Annotated in this window: 14 protein-coding genes; 4 read left to right on the top strand and 10 right to left on the bottom strand. The window is 47.5% G+C overall.

Annotation, left to right across the window (positions count from 1 at the left end):
* Positions 1-4: 4 nt before the first annotated feature.
* A complete protein-coding gene (locus IUA53_RS18910) occupies positions 5-1,426 on the top strand; it encodes an aldehyde dehydrogenase family protein (protein WP_044058405.1) in 1,422 nt (473 codons plus the stop codon).
* A gap of 72 nt (positions 1,427-1,498) precedes the next feature.
* Positions 1,499-2,677, top strand: a complete 1,179-nt coding sequence (locus IUA53_RS18905) for a pyridoxal phosphate-dependent aminotransferase (protein WP_196897585.1) — start codon at positions 1,499-1,501, stop codon at positions 2,675-2,677.
* Positions 2,678-2,751: 74 nt separating this feature from the next.
* Here IUA53_RS18905 and IUA53_RS18900 read toward each other — a convergent pair whose 3' ends face one another.
* The 10 genes from IUA53_RS18900 to IUA53_RS18855 all read right to left on the bottom strand — a co-directional run bounded on the left by IUA53_RS18900 (position 2,752) and on the right by IUA53_RS18855 (position 16,501).
* The gene (locus IUA53_RS18900; protein ID WP_044058403.1) at positions 2,752-3,075 is read right to left on the bottom strand and encodes a (2Fe-2S)-binding protein; all 324 of its coding nucleotides are present in this window, start codon (positions 3,073-3,075) and stop codon (positions 2,752-2,754) included.
* Positions 3,063-4,292 carry an NAD(P)/FAD-dependent oxidoreductase gene (locus IUA53_RS18895; protein ID WP_196897584.1) on the bottom strand — a complete coding sequence of 410 codons (1,230 nt, stop codon included), beginning with the start codon at positions 4,290-4,292 and terminating at the stop codon, positions 3,063-3,065. The genes IUA53_RS18900 and IUA53_RS18895 overlap by 13 nt, the downstream gene beginning before the upstream one ends.
* Positions 4,289-5,611, bottom strand: a complete 1,323-nt coding sequence (gene gabT / locus IUA53_RS18890) for a 4-aminobutyrate--2-oxoglutarate transaminase (RefSeq protein WP_044059117.1) — start codon at positions 5,609-5,611, stop codon at positions 4,289-4,291. The genes IUA53_RS18895 and gabT overlap by 4 nt, the downstream gene beginning before the upstream one ends.
* A gap of 14 nt (positions 5,612-5,625) precedes the next feature.
* Entirely contained in the window at positions 5,626-7,080 is a 1,455-nt protein-coding gene (locus IUA53_RS18885; protein WP_196897583.1) for an NAD-dependent succinate-semialdehyde dehydrogenase, read from the bottom strand.
* Positions 7,081-7,088: 8 nt separating this feature from the next.
* Complete coding sequence (locus IUA53_RS18880; RefSeq protein WP_196897582.1) at positions 7,089-8,231, bottom strand: aromatic ring-hydroxylating oxygenase subunit alpha; 1,143 nt, start codon at positions 8,229-8,231, stop codon at positions 7,089-7,091.
* A 102-nt stretch (positions 8,232-8,333) separates the two neighbouring features.
* A complete protein-coding gene (locus tag IUA53_RS18875) occupies positions 8,334-9,707 on the bottom strand; it encodes a YjiH family protein (RefSeq protein ID WP_196897581.1) in 1,374 nt (457 codons plus the stop codon).
* 122 nt (positions 9,708-9,829) lie between these two features.
* Complete coding sequence (locus tag IUA53_RS18870) at positions 9,830-11,449, bottom strand: 5-guanidino-2-oxopentanoate decarboxylase (protein ID WP_196897580.1); 1,620 nt, start codon at positions 11,447-11,449, stop codon at positions 9,830-9,832.
* Positions 11,450-11,546: 97 nt separating this feature from the next.
* Positions 11,547-12,407, bottom strand: coding sequence for a hypothetical protein (locus IUA53_RS18865; protein WP_044448974.1), 861 nt, complete (start codon positions 12,405-12,407; stop codon positions 11,547-11,549).
* A complete protein-coding gene (locus IUA53_RS18860) occupies positions 12,400-14,007 on the bottom strand; it encodes a tetratricopeptide repeat-containing sulfotransferase family protein (protein ID WP_196897579.1) in 1,608 nt (535 codons plus the stop codon). Before IUA53_RS18860 ends, IUA53_RS18865 begins: the two co-directional genes overlap by 8 nt.
* A 55-nt stretch (positions 14,008-14,062) precedes the next feature.
* Positions 14,063-16,501: a TonB-dependent receptor gene (locus tag IUA53_RS18855; protein ID WP_196897578.1), complete on the bottom strand. Its 2,439-nt coding sequence runs from the start codon at positions 16,499-16,501 to the stop codon at positions 14,063-14,065.
* Positions 16,502-16,745: 244 nt separating this feature from the next.
* On the opposite strand from IUA53_RS18855, the gene IUA53_RS18850 reads away from it, so the two are divergent.
* Together IUA53_RS18850 and IUA53_RS18845 are read left to right on the top strand one after the other, a co-directional pair.
* On the top strand, positions 16,746-17,651 hold the full coding sequence (locus IUA53_RS18850) for a LysR substrate-binding domain-containing protein (RefSeq protein WP_052364469.1): 906 nt from the start codon (positions 16,746-16,748) through the stop codon (positions 17,649-17,651).
* Entirely contained in the window at positions 17,641-18,471 is an 831-nt protein-coding gene (locus tag IUA53_RS18845) for a response regulator transcription factor (protein WP_196897577.1), read from the top strand. Before IUA53_RS18850 ends, IUA53_RS18845 begins: the two co-directional genes overlap by 11 nt.
* Positions 18,472-18,488: the final 17 nt, after the last annotated feature.

Genomic DNA, 18,488 nt, shown 5'->3' with positions numbered 1-18,488 from the left:
CCTCATGACGATTTATAACAAGCTCTATATCGGTGGACGCTGGGTAAGCGCTGAATCACAACAAACCATTGACGTTGTAAACCCGGCCAATGGCGATCTTGTGGCTAGCGTACCTGCGGCCGGTGAAAAAGAGGTGGATGCCGCCGTATCGGCTGCCAAGCAGGCCTTTCCCGCATGGAGTGCCACATCAGCGTCAGAACGCGCTAGCGTTATACACAAAATTTGTGACGTAATGGAAGCGCGTAAAAGCGAACTCAATGACGCTATCGTGAGCACTATGGGCTGCCCCGTGGCCTTCGTTGACGACATTCAGGTGCAGGGCGCCATTGATTCATTACGTAGCTTTGCCGCATTAGCGCCACAGGTAGAGCAGCAAACACAACATGACACCTTTATTACCGTACACGAAGCGATAGGCGTGTGCGTGCTAATTAACCCGTGGAATTATCCGTTGTCTCAATTAGTGGGCAAACTTGGCCCAGCGTTAGCGGCAGGCTGTACGGTGGTATTAAAGCCAGCGGAACAAACGCCGCTACAAGATCTCATACTGGCCGACATCGTTCACGAATGTGATGTACCAGCGGGGGTTGTCAACGTAGTGACAGGTATTGGCAGTGACATTGGGCATGCGCTATGCAGCCACCCAAGTGTGGATATGGTGTCGTTTACGGGGTCCACCCAAGCGGGGATAAAAGTCGCACAAGCAGCCGCTCCTACGGTGAAGCGAGTGTGTCAGGAGTTAGGGGGGAAATCGCCCTATATCATTGCTCCGGGCGCGGATCTTGAGGCAGCCGTTAAATACGGCGTTGAAGACATCATGATAAATTCTGGGCAAACCTGTAGCGCATTAACCCGCATGTTAGTGCCAAAAGCAGACTTGCCAGAAATAGAACAATTGGCGATTGCGCGCGCGAACGAATGGTTACCTGGCGACCCTCAACATCCCGATACCATGATGGGGCCGCTAAGCTCGAAAACCCAGCAAGGCCGAGTACTAAGCTACATTGAAACCGGCATAAGTGAAGGGGCAACATTGCTTTGTGGTGGCACTTCACTTCCCGAAGCATTGGCTAAAGGGGCGTATGTTATGCCCACCATTTTTTCAAACGTCACCCCAGATATGGCGGTGGCGCGAGAAGAAATTTTTGGCCCGGTACTTTGCATTATGCCTTATGAAACCCTTGATGATGCGATAGCGATGGCGAATGACACCGTATATGGTCTGTCGTCTGCGGTGTATGCTAAGTCCAAAGAAGAGGCGTTATCTATTGCCATGAAATTAAAGGCGGGACAGTGCTTAATTCAAGGCGCGTACTTTAATACCGATGCGCCATTTGGAGGCTATAAACAGTCTGGAAATGGACGTGAGTGGGGCGCAGAAGGGCTACACGAATACACTGAAACGAAAGCCATTATTGTTCAATAAAACGCGCACCATGGTGGTGACACTGTTCGCTGCCGTGGCCTTCGCGATAACCCTATAGTAGGAAGTAAGTTTATGCGTTATGCGCCACTCACTCAGGCCATTCAGGGTGAAACTGTCGATGCTTGGGATATTCACTTTAAAGCCACCGCGCTAAAAGAAAAAGACCCAAGCGTGATTGTGTTAAGTATTGGCGATCCAGACTTTGATACGCCCACGCCAGTGATAGATGCTGCCGTTGCAGGGCTTAAAGGCGGCGACACTCACTACGTTGAAATAGAAGGGCGAGATAACCTAAGGGCTGAAATTGCCAACCAGCACCAACTTAAGTGTGGTCAGCCAGTCACAAAAGACAATGTGATATTGTTGGCAGGTGCACAAAACGCGCTGTTTTCCAGTGCACTTTGCATTTTGCAACCCGGTGATGAAGCCATTGTTTTACAGCCTATGTATGTCACCTATGAGGCGTGTATTCAATTAACCGGTGCCAAGCTTGTGCCAGTGGCTATGGACAAGCACAATAACTTTAGACTCGATAAAGACGCGCTGGCCGCCGCGATTACCCCGAAAACTCGGGCTATTTTCTTTGCTACCCCAAATAACCCCAGCGGCGTTATGTTGAATAAAGACGAGCTTTCATATATTGCAGATTTGGCCATTTCCCACGATTTGTGGGTCGTGTCTGATGAAGTATATAGCCGAACTGTCTTTGAGGGGGAGCATGTCAGTATTGCGGGCTTCGATAAAATGGCTGAGCGTACAATTACCCTCAATAGTTTGTCTAAGTCTCACGCTATGACGGGATGGCGAGCAGGATGGGCTATTGGGCCTGAAACTCTCATAAAGCATTTGTCTAATTTGTCGTTGTGTATGTTGTATGGCCTTCCCGGCTTTGTGCAACAAGCCGCTTATGTTGCGCTCACTGATAGCCAAGCGCTGATGGACTCAGAAGCCATGCGTGAGAGTTATCGCCGTAGGCGGGACACTTTGGTAGCCTGTTTCGAAAAACACGAAAACCTCGCCTGTATACCACCAGAAGCTTCCATGTTTTTACTTGTGGATGTGAGTCAAACAGGGTTAAACGCTCAGCAGTTTGCAGAAGCGTTGTTTGAGCAAGAGCGAATTGGTGTGCTGCCGGCAACCGCATTTGGGCAGTGTGCATCAGACTATATTCGTATTTCCTATGTGGTCGATGACGAACAGTTGGCACAAGCGTGCGAGCGAATAGATAACTTTATGCTGCAATTTGTGTGAGTGTCATGATGGCAATAAAAAGGGCAAGCAGGTTCATCTGCTTGCCCTTTTTTGTGGCTGCGGTATCGTAATCATCACCAGTCGCTTTGTGGCACTTTCACCACAAGCCCATCTAATGAGTCATCAAGGGTAATTTGACAGGATAATCGACTATTAGGTTGCACATCTTCGATAGCGGTTTCTAATAGCGCTTGTTCCATGTCATCGGCTGGGCTGACTTTGCCTTGCCACGCTGGGGTAATGAAGCAATGGCAGGTGGCGCACGAGCAACACCCGCCACAGTCTGCAGTAATCTCTTCAATGCCGTTGTCTACTGCGGTTTGCATTAAGCTGTCGCCGGCTAATGCCTCTACAGTGACTTCGCTTTCGTCGGGTAAAATAAAGGTTACGTTAGGCATGCTTCTGCTCCTGTGAAAATATCACTCACGGCAACGTCGGGGTCGGCCAAAAGTGTTTTATCAATGTTAGGTAGTGTGGGAAGGTATTTTCTGGCTACCATAAAAGATTTAGGCTGATTAATGGTATCCACCGCAATCATGCGTTCTTTGGCAAAATAAAAAGCCGCAAGGCTGGTGTCTGACTCCTGCCTAACCACAACTTCATCGTAGCCAGTAGATAACCCCGCAATTTGTAATTTTGCGTCATACTGATCTGACCAAAACCAAGGAAGCGCGGTATAAGCCGAGGCTTTATTGCAGATGGCTTGCGCCACGGTTTTAGCTTGATCGGTTGCATTTTGCACAGACTCAATACGCAAAGGCTTATTGTATATAGCGTGATGAAAATTAGCACAATCGCCTATGGCGTAGATGTGCTCATCACTGGTTTGCATATACCCATTAACCTCAACCCCATTTGAAATCGCCAAGCCACACATTGCGGCCAATTCAGTGCAGGGTTCTACGCCTATCCCAGCCACTACCATGTCGGCAGGGTAGTGTTTTCCATTGTCGCAGGTGACGCCATCAAGGTGCGCACCGCCGGTGATTTCCGTTGCCAGTATGTTTGTCTCAATAGTCACGCCATTACCCTCATGTAAACGGCAGAGGTAATCGCTGATAACTGGGCTTGTGAGATGTTGAAGCGGTCTGGCGGTATTGACCAATACCGTCACATTTTTCCCCATTTTGTTCAGCGATGCTGCGGCTTCAAGACCAATATAGCCTCCGCCAATGACCACCACGTTAGTCACGTCAGGTAATTGGGCTTTTATACCGCTTGTATCGCTATGGTCACGCAAATAGTGAATACCTTTTCGCTCGCTACCTGGAAGGTTCAACCTTCGCACCGAGGCACCCGTGGCTAATATGAGCTGGCTATACGGCAAGGTATCGCCATTCTCCAAGACCACAGTTTGTTGTTCCCGGTTTATGGCAGTCACGCGGGTATTGAGCTTTAAATCGATATGTTTTTGCTGATAAAAAGCTTCAGGCCTTAACCATAATCGTTGTTCAGGCAGCGTGTCCTGCAAAAAGGCTTTAGATAGCGGGGGGCGTTGATAAGGCAGTACCTTTTCAGCGCTTATCAGGGTTATCCCACCTTCATAGCCTTGACCTCGCAGGTTCACTGCCGCCTGTACGCCAGCATGGCTGGCTCCAATAATGATGCAGCTCATGATTGAGGTGTACCTTCAAAGTCAACGCCGTCTACATCGTCTAGTAAGCTGGCCAAAAGCGCTTCAAACTGGTCGAGGCCCTCTTCTGCCAGCGCTTCAGGCATGGTTAATGGAGGCAAAAAGCGTATGACGTTACCGTAAAATCCGCAGGCCAATAGAATAAGTTTATATTCCTGGGCTTTAGCAATAATGGCTTGTGTTAGCGCCGAATTAGGCTGATGAGGGTCGCCGTTGTACATAAATTCAATGGCAATCATTGCGCCTTTATGGCGGACATCAGCGATGAAGCTCGGGTAGCGCTCTTTAAGCTTGGTTAAACGGGTGTGAAAGCGCTCGCCTAGTGCATTGGCCTTGTCGATAAGTTGTTCTTTTTCAATGACGTCAAGTACGGCGAGGGCAGCCGCGCAGGCGACAGGAGAGCCGCCATAAGTGCCGCCTAGCCCCCCAGGCAATGGGGCATCCATAATCTCCGCTTTGCCAACAACGGCGGCAATAGGGAAACCTCCCGCGATACCTTTGGCCATTGTCATTAAGTCGGGTTCAATACCGGCGTATTCTGAGCAGAACATTTTTCCTGTACGACCAAACCCAGTTTGAATTTCATCGACAATCATGACAATGCCATGCTCATCGCATAGTTTACGTAACGACTGCAAAAAGCTGGCAGGGGCAGCATAAAAGCCACCTTCACCTTGCACCGGCTCGATAATTATAGCGGCGACATCTTCTGCGGCTATAGTGGCCTTAAAGAGGTTTTTTAAGCTAAGTAGCGCCTCTTTCTCACTGACATCATGTACAGCATTTGGAAAAGGGACATGGTAAATATCAGCAGGGAAGGGGCCAAAATCTTTCTTATACGGCGCAATTTTACCGGTAAGGGCCATGGTTAAATTTGTACGGCCGTGAAAGCCAGCATTAAAGGCAATGACACCACGACGACCGGTATGGCAACGGGCAATTTTAACGCAATTTTCTACTGCTTCTGCGCCAGTCGTCACAAACACGGCCTTTTTGTTACTATCCCCAGGCGCTAATGCGGTGAGCTTCTCCGCCAATGCAACCGCGCTTTCATAAGGGTTTACCATTAAACAGGTATGGCTGAATTGACTCACTTGTTCGGTCACGGCTTTCACCACTTCAGGGTGGCTGTGGCCGGTGTTACATACTGCAATGCCGGTGGCAAAGTCTATATAGCGGTTGCCGTCTACGTCGAATACTTCAGCATTGCGGGCTTCTTTTACGTATACGGGATAGGCATTACCTTGTCCCCGTGCAAAAACGGCGTTTTTTCTTTCTTGTAGTGCACTGTTCTTTGTCATTGTTTCACCTACCTTCATTGCCCAATTCCCCCCATGCATAAATATTTGATATTGATGTAGTCGTTTAAACCATAGTGAGAACCTTCACGCCCGGTACCAGACTGTTTTACCCCACCAAAAGGGGCGGCAGTATCAGAAATTAGCCCCTCGTTGATGCCCACCATGCCGTATTCAAGCGCTTCTGAGACTCGCCATACGCGGCCAATATCTCGGGCATAAAAGTAAGCGGCTAAGCCGTACTCGGTATCGTTTGCCATGGCAATCGCGTCGGCTTCGTGAGAAAACTTCACCACAGGTGATACGGGGCCAAAGATTTCCTCACGAAAAACCCGCATCTCTGGCGTGACATGAGTCAATAGGGTGGGAGGGTAAATATTGTTTTCAGTGGCCGGGGTGCCGCCGAGTAGCAGCGTAGCCCCTTTATCTAGCGCGTCTTTCACCATGTTATGCACATTTTGGCTGGCTTGCGGATGGATCATAGGACCAATATCTGTGTTTTCATCGAGGCCATTACCCAGCGTCAGACGCGCCACTTTGTCTTGGTAAATAGACACAAATTCATCGTGCACGGCTTCGTGTACTAAAATACGATTTGTGCACACACAGGTTTGCCCAGCGTTACGGTATTTAGATTGAATCAGTCCAGTGGCTGCGGCGTCTAGATCGGCATCTTCAAAGACAATAAAAGGCGCATTGCCACCCAGTTCCATCGACACGCGTTTTACCGAGTCAGCGCACTGTTTGGTGAGCAGTTTGCCAACCCGGGTGGACCCGGTGAATGAGAATTTAGCCACATCAGGGTGCTGAGTCAGTACTTCACCAATGGCCGCGGCGTTTGAGCTAGGTAATACGTTAAAAACCCCTTTAGGTATGCCTGCTTGTTCTGCCAGTATGGCTAACGCAAGGGCTGAAAGGGGTGTTTCCGCTGCTGGGCGAACCACAAATGTGCAACCTGCCGCCAATGCCGCAGCGGCTTTTCGAGCAATCATGGCATTAGGGAAATTCCATGGCGTAATTGCGGTGACCACACCCACAGGCTGCTTTATCACTAGAATACGCTTAGTTTGGCTCGGCGCGGGAATGGTATCTCCATATAAGCGTCGAGCTTCTTCTGCGAACCACTCAATAAACGACGCGCCGTAGGCAATTTCGCCCACCGCTTCTTTTAGCGGTTTACCCTGTTCCAAGGTTAATATTTTGCCAAGTTCAGCCTGATTCTCAATAATCAGTGCATACCATTGTTTCAGTAACTTGCTGCGTTCTATTGCAGGGGTGGCTGCCCAAGCAGGGAAGGCTGCTTTGGCACAAGCAACGGCCGAGGCAGCGTCGTGTTCATCACAATCGCTAACCTCGGCTATTACTTCACTAGAGAACGGGTTACTTACCGCAAAGGAATGAGGTTTTGTTACCCACTCACCGTTCAGGTAAGCCTGGGTCGTGAGTAACGATAAATCTGAAAGTGAAGCCATTTGCCTTCCTATTTTTCTGTGCTTGCTGCTGACATTTTGGATAACCACATTTGATGGAATGTCATATTCACTTGGTCCCAGGCGTCGTTAAGGTGACCTTGGTTAGCAATGGCGTTGCTCCGTGTAACTTGAAGTTTATCGAGCAGTTCAATGTCTTGTTGATTGACTTCGTTTAGCACGTCGTGAAGCCGAGCTCGCTCTTCCACAAACGCTTCGCTGGCTGCGTTTTCATTCACCACATAAATACTTAAAGATTCATCTGTAGTCGTTTCGCCCATGGGTTTAATGACGATGGTTTGTACCCAACATGGGTCCACGAAAAATAACGTGTTAGGAAAAATGCCAAACCATTGCTGAGTGCCTTTAAGCTCGGGCTTAAGCCCTTCCCAGTGAGGTAGCTGTTTACTGGTTTTAGCGGGTTTTGCACTGGCGCCATTCATGAGGCGTAAACCCACAATGTTGTCAGACAAAAATAAGTCATCTTGCTCTAGTACCGACTCCACCGTACAGGCTTGTGAATGAACAAAGGGAACATGGTAGCCATCGAGGAAATTATCCACGGCCAACTTCCAGTTAACGTCACCGGAGTAATCCGTAGTACTAATTTTTTGAATGTGTTCCTTCGGGTAGTCAGCAAGCTGCTCATCAAGGGGCTTGATGAATGCTTCAAAAGGCTCGGCGTCGCCACTTATGTTTACAAAAATTATGTCCCACCACACGGCAAAGCGAACCGCAATCAGGCCTTTATCCGCTTTGTCTTCCGGCGTCATCACTTTGTTTTCTTTGCCAAAATAGCGGGGGGCATTCAGTAACGAACCATCTATTTTAAAGCTCCACTTGTGGTAGGGGCAAACCAAGGAACGCTTATTACAAGGCTCGTCCACTAAAGGGGCGGCCTTGTGACGGCAAATGTTGTGAAATACCCCTATTTCGCCATCTTTATTGCGCATGGCAATCAGTGATTGTCCTGCAATGCGAACAGGAAGAATGTCGCCAGGCTTTGCGATTTGTTGACCGCATCCAATGCTCGCCCAGCCTTTTGCAAAAATGGTGTCGCATTCTGCGGTGTATGTATTAGGGTCTTTAAACACGTCAGCAGGAAGGCCATGCTTCGCTACTTGGTCGCTAGTAATAGCGTTTACCGGGGTCATATATAACTCCAAATATTAATGCCTGTTCTATGTTGTTATATAACCACAGACAACATGTGGGGAATATACGAAGAATGTTATGTTGTCTGTGGTTTTTGCACGTTAAAAGAGTAAATGTGCCATGCCGTACAAAATCGGAAAGGCGATTAGCGTGCGAATGGCAAAAATAGCAATCAACTGCATGATGGTTAACGGAATAGCCGAGCGCATAATCAAGATGGCGGTTTCCGCAAAAAAGATAAGCTGTGTGATGGAAAGCCCAGCAAGAATAAACTTGGTGAAGGGGCTATCAATACTGCCAGCAATAATGGTTGGAACAAACTGATCTAGCAGGCCAATAAACATGCCAGGCGCGGCCATGCTTGCTTGCGGTACTTGCAATGCATCGAGTAGCAAGAATAAAGGGTAAGCTAAGGTTTGCATAATCGAGGTATTGTAATAAACCGCGAGGGTTAAAAATTCTATGGCCATGGCGGCAGGCATCATCATTAAATAGATGTCGAACATAGACCAAAAGCCTTTCTTCATAGATTGCGCTGGAGATGGCGCTTTTTTGGCTGTACTTACCGCGCGCTGTAAGGCGCAGGATAGTCGGCTTTCGCCCTGCTCTACATCTTCGTTCAGTTGCTTTTCTTGCCCTTGGTAGTATTCGTCTTTAAACGAAGCTAAGGGCGGCAGACGAGGTGTAATGATGGCGCACAGAATACAAATACCAAACATGGTGCCATACAGCGGCAAAAAGAATTGCTCAATACCCGCCACCTGAGAAGTAAGCAGCACGAACGGAATAGAAACCACCGAAAAGTTAGTCGCAATGACGGCTGATTCTCTCGCACTATAATACCCTTGTTGGTATTGATAGTTGGTCATGACAACCGCAATACTTGATGACCCCACCCAAGAGGCGAGTGTATCGATGGTCGCGCGTCCCGGCAGGTTAAATACTCTTTGGAAGGTACGTTGTAACAAGGTGCCAATAAAGTCTAGCAAGCCATAATCGGTTAAAAAGGGCAAAAATAAACAGCCCAACCCGATAAGCAAAAATATGGCCCCAGCCACATCAATATATGCGGTAATCCCAGTATCTTTGCCTATTATCCAATTTGGGCCCACTTGAAATAGGGTCATAGCAGCAGTAATACCACCGATAAGGGTGAGCAGTGTCCAAGACCAGTGAGATGCCATTAGTCGGCGACTTAGCGGTAGACGAATGGCAAATGAATGGGGTGTGAGATTGTATATAACAGAGATTAACGCCCCAACAATGAAAATACTGCAGGTGAAGTACTTCATGTTGTCGCCAAGCCAGCCTGAAACTGCGCCAGAGGCAACCCCTAGTACAATGGTCCAAGAGCCATCATAGGTAAAGGGTACAAGAAAGAAACCTATACCAAAAAAAGAGCAGCATAATAACTTAACCCATACCAAAAAAGGGGTAGCATCCAGATTTTCCGAAGAGGTTTGAGTTTTAATCATAAAACGCTCCTATCGCTGAATGAACCGATGCGGGTAATTCAGTGCCTGTTTTCTCCGGGCGTATTGATAAATGAAGGGCGTCACATACGTGCCGCAATAGAAAAGCTTGCATAACAGACTCCTTAAAACGCATAGCCACAACCTAACGCATCTTCGTTGAGCTGAATAAGAAATGGGCCTGCATGTTGTTTTGCAGCAAGCAAGGAAGCCTTCAAATCTTCTAAACTGTTTACTGTTGCAGAGGCGCACCCCATGGCTGCGGCGAGGGCCGCATAATCGGGAGAGGTGATATCTACTCCAGTGCGAGTGACGTTGGCATCGTCCATAAAGCGGCGAATTTCGCCATGGCCGCTGTTGTTCCATACGATATAAATCACTGGCACTTGGGCGTCTACTGCACTGATGATTTCACTTAAACTAAACTGACCGCCACCGTCGCCGGTTAAGCCTATCACTGGCGTTTCAGGGCTAGCTAATGCCGCCCCAATGGCTGCTGGGAAGGCGTAACCTAAGGTGCCATAACCTGTTGTGGAGTGAAAATAGCGGGCGGTATGGTGAGTTTCATAGTAAGCCTGCGCGTAATAAGCCGGCTGCGTAGAGTCACCGACGATAACACAATCTCCTAGGGTGTCGGTGAGGGTAGCGAAAAAGTCAGCATACGTTGCCTTTTTCATATCAAGGGTTTTATCTTGAATGGCTTTGCAGCGCGCGACGGCGGCATCCATTTTTGATGATTTTTCTTCTAAAATTTGCGAGTTAATCGCCGCTAGGGATAGGCTCGCATCGGCCAACACAGGAACATCCGGACGGTGATTACGAAGCAATTGCCCGTTGTCGATATCTATCCGAATAAGCTTGCCCTGCATTGCAAGATCGCCCAAGAAGAAGAAGTCATAATCGGTTTCAGCCAGTTCGGTTCCTACCGCAATGACCACATCTGCATGCTGCTCAATTTCTTCTCGTATCGCCGGGTGAGAAGGTGTTGAGCCAATACACAGCGGGTGGCTGCTGGGGACCACGCCTTTCCCGTTGCAGGTATTGACAATAGGCATGGCAAGCTTTTCTGCTAACGCCTGTGCCGGTTTGGAGGCATGGCGGGCACCGCCACCCAAAATCATTAATGGGCGCTCAGCGCTAGCTAATAACGCGGCCGCAGCATCAATACTCTGCGGGTTAGCAGCAGGTGGTGCAGGCATAGGCCAAGGCGTCATGTCGATATGACTCGCATCTTGTGCCAATACGTCAATAGGAATTTCGATGTGAACGGGGCCAGGACGCTGGCTGCTAAATACGGCAAATGCTTGTGCCAGAACCTTGGGTAAATTATCCACATTCAACAAGGTATGATTATAGCGAGATACACCTTTTGTTATGGCTAATTGATTGGGGAGTTCGTGTAAACGTCCTTCGCCCATGGCGAGCTGCGCTGTGCGATTAACCGATGAGATTACTAACATGGGAATAGAGTCTTGCATGGCTTGTCCCATAGCGGTAACAATATTGGTCATGCCTGGGCCAGTAATAATATAGCAAACACCAGGCTTGCCTTTAACACGGGCATAGCCATCCGCCATAAAGCCAGCACCTTGCTCATGACGGGGAGTAATATGTTGAATATTTGCGTCTTTGAAACCGCGATAAAGCTCAATAGTATGTACGCCAGGGATGCCAAATACGGTATCAACGCCGTAGGCTTCTAAAAGTGCGGTTAGTGCTTCACCACAGGTTCTTTGTTGCTTCATGTTTTATAACCTTGTCTAACTTGCTGGTTGTGTCTCACCACGGCGCAGTGCTTACACTGCGATGAAAGCGCGCGGTGAGGCATTATTTATTGTTGTATTATTCGCCTCCAGCCATGGCTTGTTGCCATAGCGTTTGGGCCGTTTCTCTTAACAGGAGAGCTTCTTCCCATCGATCGCTTAATTCTTCACCCTTGCTGTCAGTCATTGCGTAAACAGGCGGGCCTAATTCGCATAAAAATACGCAGGCATCGTCGCTGTCTTTTCCATGACGTGCCAGCCAATTCTGAAACCCTTCTAGCCACCATTGTTTAAATAATTCAAACCAGGGTTTGTGTTGTTCAAACAAGATGGGTACTTGCACTTGTTCGCGGGTTGCAACACGGCCATGGAAAGCTTCAGCACGGGTAAGAAACTCTGAAATACGCTGGTTAGCAAGCTCGTGCAGTGGTAAGTAATATTCCTGATTCACTAGGGTGTGAGATAAATCGGCCACCATGAGAAGATCAGGTACCTTTTCCATTAACTGCAACGTAAACAGTAAGTCATTTGTCATGCAGTTGCGATGTATTTCTGCATAGGTAGGAATGCCTTCTCGTTCACTGATGGCCATCCATTGTTTGGTTTGCGCTGCAACGTCGTTGACATCCCACGGTTCTATTTGGCCAATAAGTGCAATAAATCGCGGTTTAATCGGCTGACTGGCCACGAATGCAATGACTTCTTCGTAGTGCTCTGTGCTTTTTATAAAGGCGTTGTATACAAGATCGAGATGGTGAGCTTGCAATAGCGGCATAGCGGCTTCAATGGTTTCAAAGCTGTGATAACCAATATCGAAGCTCACACCCACAAAACCCGCTTGGGCAATTTTTGTGATTTTTTCTTCTAGACTTAATTCAAATCTATCAGGTCGGCGGTATTCCATTGCCCACATTGATTGAAAAACATCGAGTCTACTCATGATTATTCCTTGCTGTAGTTGGCAAAATGCCATGGCTGGCAAACGCAGCTTTTAACGGCGCTAAATGGGCATCGTATTGACGCCATAAATCTACCGATCTCTGATAAATAGGTTCTCGTACCTGACTGGCACTGGCCGTGTGGCTAGCGCTGCTATTACGATGAAAGTGAAGGCAGTCGTCATGCCAATTAAGCTGACAAAACTGTAAAAGTTGTTCGGTTTCAACACGCTGGTTTGCCACCAATTTTTCATATTCCACGGTGTGGATTTGCGTGGGGAAACGGGCTTTCCAATGCTGCATAAGCGCTTCATATGCGGCAATGAAGTGGGCGGTATCCGCAAGGTCGTATGAATATTCGTAGCCACGGTCAAACAGCATTTTGAAATTACTGATTGCGGCATCAAAAGGGTCACGTTTTACATGAACAATTTTCGCGTGTGGCATAGCGTGAAGAATGAAGCCACAATACAAAAAGTTAAACGGCAGCTTGTCGATAAATCGAGGCGCGCCTTCTACGTAGTTGTTCGCAAGCTGTAAATAGCGACTAGATAGCTTTGCCATGCCAGCGTCGTTTAACGCGTTGATCAATGTGCTGTCTAGCCCGTCTAGTCCAGCCGCCAGCGACTTTCCACCTGCTTCCAGCAATGCCATGGGAAACGCATTGAGTTCGCCGCCGCTGACCATGTCGGGATGAGAACTTAAAATACGTTCTACCAGTGTGGTACCTGTGCGGGGTAAACCCACAACGAAGATGGGAGACTGTGCAAGAGTATTGGCCGCGTTAGCAGGCGCAGGTAGGCTATCGCAAGCTTTAACTACGGATTGCATAAGGGCGATATCACGCTCAAGGGAATAGCCCCGTTGCGTGCGTTTTCGACTTGCCCCATTTTGATAACTGGCGAAGGCATCATCAAATTGCCCCGCATCTTCATACGCTTTGCCCTTGGCATAATTCAACATGATGTGACCATGATGATGGTGGGCCAATTGCTTCTCGCAGTTGTCTATGAGGGCGACTAACTGACTATCACTGGGCACCACCCGCAATTGCGACAAGTTATAGCAGGCTTGGTAATTGGCTGGGTCACGTTCCAGTACTTCTAGGTACAATTGTTGCGCGTCGTCTAACTGGCCTTTAAATCGTAACAGTGCCGCTAAGTGGTTGCGAGTACTCACACTATCAGGCGCAAGGCTAAGAGCACGTTGATGCGCTCGCATAGCACCGTCAACGTCGTTGGTCATGTAATACAGCTCGCCCAGTTTATTCCATGCGCTTTCACATGCGGTGGTCGCCATGTTTTTTTCAACTTGCTCCAACACCTTTTTGGCAGCGGAAAAGACGTGAAGGTGGATGTAGCATCCCGCTAAATGGAAGTAATGCCAGCATTGTTGAGGGGCGCAATTAATGGCTTTTAACGCCATATTAATGGCGCTTTTGTTTTGCCCCAACCGCAGACTAATGTCTGACAAAGCCACCCATAAATCGCCATTTTCAGGATAAGCCTTAAGCGCAAGCGTGCAATAATGGGAGGCTTTAGCAAGTTTATTTTCCACCATTGCCTGTTTTACGTCTTTTAGATACTGGGAGGCGGTTTGCATACGTATTGGCGTCTCATGTGTTTTCCCTTCGGCCGAAGCCGAAGGGGACGGTTGGCTAAAATGCATAGCTAAACGAAACACCTACTGTACGGGGTCTAACACGGTAGCGTTGGTCGCCTAATTGGGCAATGTCATACTGTTCACCCGCTTTAGACTCGCCAGCAGCTTCATTGATAATGTACTTTCCGTCACCATCAGAAGCGGTTGCATCGTCAGCGTTAAAGAGGTTTTCAGCATAAAGGGAAACCGACCAGGCGTCTTGCTTATAACGAATATTTGCATTCCAAAGGGTAGATGAAGAAATTTCATCAAAGCCTGTTTCATAAAATAATGATGGGTCATCAAAGCCTGTGTTAAACCCACCTTTATAAGACACGCCTAACTGGGCCGACAGCATGCCTGCGCCAAACTCTTGAGAGTAAATTAATGAACTCACTAACGTTTGCTCTGGAATACCAGGCAATGACTCACCTTCCGCACCGGCGAATGAACCGTCAGGGGCAATGAAATCTTCGGTTAACTCGGCGCTGGTGTAGGTATAACCTACATTCAGTTTAAGGGTGTCGGTTAAGGTAGCGTTAACTTCAACTTCTATCCCTTTTGATTCCGCTTCTTGGGCGTTAATCATGGCAGGAAAGCCGCCCGCTGGGGATTGCACCAGCAAAATAGGGTCTTCCCAGTCGATATAGAATGCCGTTGCGCTGTAGTAAACGGCACTATCGAGCAGGTTGCCTTTTATGCCCATTTCATAGTTTGTGGTTTTATCTGGCTCGAAAAATAAATATTCTTCACTTTCTGCGAATATGCCTGTGGTGGGGAGGCCATTGGCACCACCATGGCGGAAGCCTTGTGAAATATTCACGTAGAACTTAGTGTCTAGGTCAAAATCGTAGGCAAGGTTAAAGCGGTAAAGTAAATCGTCGAAGTCTTTTTCGTCTTCACCTGCGGCATAGCCCCGAGGGTCAATCCCAGCATTTTCAGTATCGCCACAGGTGAAGAAACCTAAGGTGGTATACCAAAATTCTTCACACGCAGGCAGAAGGACTTCTTGCTTAGCGTAGAAGGTTTGCTCAAAGTAGCGTAAACCTGCAGTGATACTTAAGTTATCTGTAGGGTAGTAAGTCACTTCACCAAAGAGGGCATAATCTTCAAACTCGGTTTGCTGAATATTGGCGTAGCCTATATCAGTATCCAGAGGGTTAGTGATGTTAAAAGCTTCGTCTAAACCATATACAATGTCGTAAGCTTCAGCGTCAAAATCTACAGAGTTATAATACAAGCCAACTAACCAATCGATATTACTGTCGGTAGTACCTGCTAAACGGAATTCTTGCGTGAAGGTATCCGTGGTGTAGGTTTTTTCACCGGCAATGACTTCTGCGGCCGGTGCTGTACCGCCGGTATAGCCGTAATACGCCACGTAATAGGGCCCCCACCATGATGAAAAGCCATAGTTATAGCTTTGGTCGTATAAGCTTTCGGCATCGTTATTGGTAATTGATGTCGCAGAGGTTAAATCAGCAAAGCCTAAATCGTGCTCAATGACTAACGAGGTAATGCTAGTTTCACGCTCAAACTGTTCAATAAGTTTTGCCGCGGTTTGGTAGCCTTCTAATCCTTCAGAGGTGGCGGCAGATCCTTGTACATCATCTTTTTGATAATTATAAGTCAGTAAGACATCGGTGCTCTGTGTGGGTAACCAACGCGCTGAAAGGCGTGCCATGGAAACTTTTTCGTCATTAATATCTTTTGCGCTTGTGTATTCGCCAGTGGGTTGGTTGTCGGCGTCTAAAACAGCAATGTAGTCGCTGTCGATATACCCTGCATTTTCTAGTTGAGTAACCACACCACGCAGTGCAAACGTGTCACTGATAGGAAGGTTTAATGTCAGCTCCATATCGTGGTTTAAATCACCCGCGTGGTCGGTGCTAGACACCTCCGCCTTCACGTTACCCGAAAATTCCTCAAACTCAGGTTTATTGGGAATGTATCGCATGGTACCACCGAGTGACCCTGAGCCGTATAACGTTGATTGAGGGCCCTTAAGTACCTCTACGCGATTCATATCACGTAGCTCAAGATTGGCGAAAAGTGGCGTTTCACCCAAGTACACAGAGACCACAGGGTCAGTGGTCATAGCGAAATCTTCTTGTGCGCCGCCGGTTAGGTTAAGCCCACGCATAATGATACCTGAGGAAATACCATTTTTACCTCGCCCTACATCGCTAAGCACTAACCCTGGAATAGAGCGTGCCAAGGCTGAAAAGTCGGTAACGCCAGACTCTGCTAACGCTTGACCGCCATACGCAGAAATACTGTAAGGGACTTCCTGAATCGACGTTTCGCGACGGGTGGCGGTAACAGAAATGGTTTCAACACTGTTGGCGTTTTTTTCTTCTTGCGCGTCGGGAGAATCTGATTGAGCGATAGCACTCAGTGGTAATCCGATGCACGCACAACATATCGCTGTTCGTAATTTACTGGGTTTAAACATGAAAATACTCCCTCAAGATCTACCTGTTGTAAGAATTGTTCTTATACTTTTGTCGATGTGGCTCCATCTTAGAGACGGTTTTTTTAACCAGCAAACAATGAAAAATCCTAGTGCCATTCCAAAATGTAATAGCTTGTGCGACACTCTGGCATAAGCCAAATCATGACGAGGTCGCCCCGTAAATTCAGGCTTGATAGGGCGCTAAATTGTTGTTTTATTTTTACTTTATAAATAAGGAAAGGTGATGAGAGGCAAACTGCCCAGCATTATTTCATTGCAGTGTTTTGACGCCGTTGCCCATCATTTGAACATGACCTATGCGGGAGAGGCATTACACCTTACGCAAAGTGCCGTCAGCCGCCAGGTGAAAAACCTCGAAAACATGATTGGCCGAAAACTGTTTTACCGGCAAGACAATCAGCTGATTCTTACACCAGTAGGCGAGCAATACGCAGAGGAAGTGCATAAAATTTTGACTAGCCTGAATGCAATAACGCAGAAAATATCTTCAAACACGGAATATAAAAAAGCAGTAAAACTCAAAGTTGTCACAGAGCCTACCTTTGCCATTGCCTGGCTAATGCCAAAATTGAACGAGTTTTATATCAATTACCCTGATATTGAAATTGATTTAGGCACAGACTTTGAGTCGGTTACACGGAATACGCGTCGTTGTGATTTTGCCATTTTATGGGGAGATGGCGGCTGGCCTCACTACTTTGCGGAGCCACTGAGGCCCGAAACCTACCTTGCGGTGTGTACACCCAGATATTTGCGTGGGCGTAAACCCGCCAAAACCATGCGGGATGTGGCTAATTTCGATTTCATCCACCAAAGCAGTGCCATCTCCACCACCGAACAATGGTTTCTTGAGGCTGGCATGACTGAAAAAGAAATTTCTATGATAGGCGGGCAGCACTTCGACTATTTTATCTATCTACTGCAAGCGGTTAAAAATAACATTGGTGTCTCTATTTTGCCCGAATACTTAGTAAAAGAAGATATATTAAAAGGCGACCTTCTGGAGGCCTGCGAACAAAGCTTTACGCCACAGCAAAAGTTTTACATTTTGTATGACGAGGAGCGCCAAGAAGACTACGCTATTCGCCAGTTTCGAAAATGGCTATTGAGCCACAAAAATGACATGTAAATCTGGGCTTACCTTAATGAAAAACAACGACACCAACAAATTTGTCGACATTGTAAATGCCATTGGCGAGCCTGAATTTTGCCACTGTTTGCTTGCTTACTTTCAACACTTTATTGAGTTTGATAGTGCTTCCGCCATCCACTATAGAAAAGACCACGTACCAGAATTGCTGTATGCAGATTTAACCCCCTCAGAACAGACAATCTTTCATGCCCGTTTTCTCCATGGCGCGTATGTGGCAAGCCCAGCCTATCAAGCATACATGCAGCATGCAGAAAGCGGCATTTACCCTTGGCATACGTTAATGCCTGAAGGCTTTAAAGATTCTCAAATGTACGAAACCTACTATCGCCCAAGCCGTATTGAAGATTTACTTTATTTGTTTGTGGATTGTGGCGAGTTAGGTTACGTGCAAATGAGTATGGGACGCTATGCGCCAAACCCGGTATTTCAAGAGGCGGATATTGAAGAAGTTAATGCGGTTAGCGATACCATTATTGGACTATTCAACAAGCATATGGAAATGAGCCAGCTTAAGCATACACAGCAAGCGCAGCCCTTATCGTCGTTGGTGCTAGATAGAGTGAATGCCTTGCTGGATAATTTCGAACCAGAACTGCTGACAAAACGAGAACAGCAAATTGCCAAGCTGGTGATCATGGGGCATTCATCACAATCTGCGGCGGATATTTTATGCATATCTCCTGGCACTGAACGTGTTCACCGCGCGAAATTGTATGCAAAAATGAACCTGCGCTCCAACTCTGAGTTGTTCTCATATTTTTTAGAGAAACTCACACAAGCCGGTGATGAAAATTGAAGAAGTGCGCACTAAAA

Origin of the sequence: Alteromonas sp. B31-7 (genome assembly GCF_015767655.1) — a bacterium.
GTDB classification, from domain to species: domain Bacteria; phylum Pseudomonadota; class Gammaproteobacteria; order Enterobacterales; family Alteromonadaceae; genus Alteromonas; species Alteromonas australica.
The sequence above is the reverse complement of the archived record's forward strand: the minus strand, read 5'-3'. Positions and strand labels throughout refer to the sequence as shown.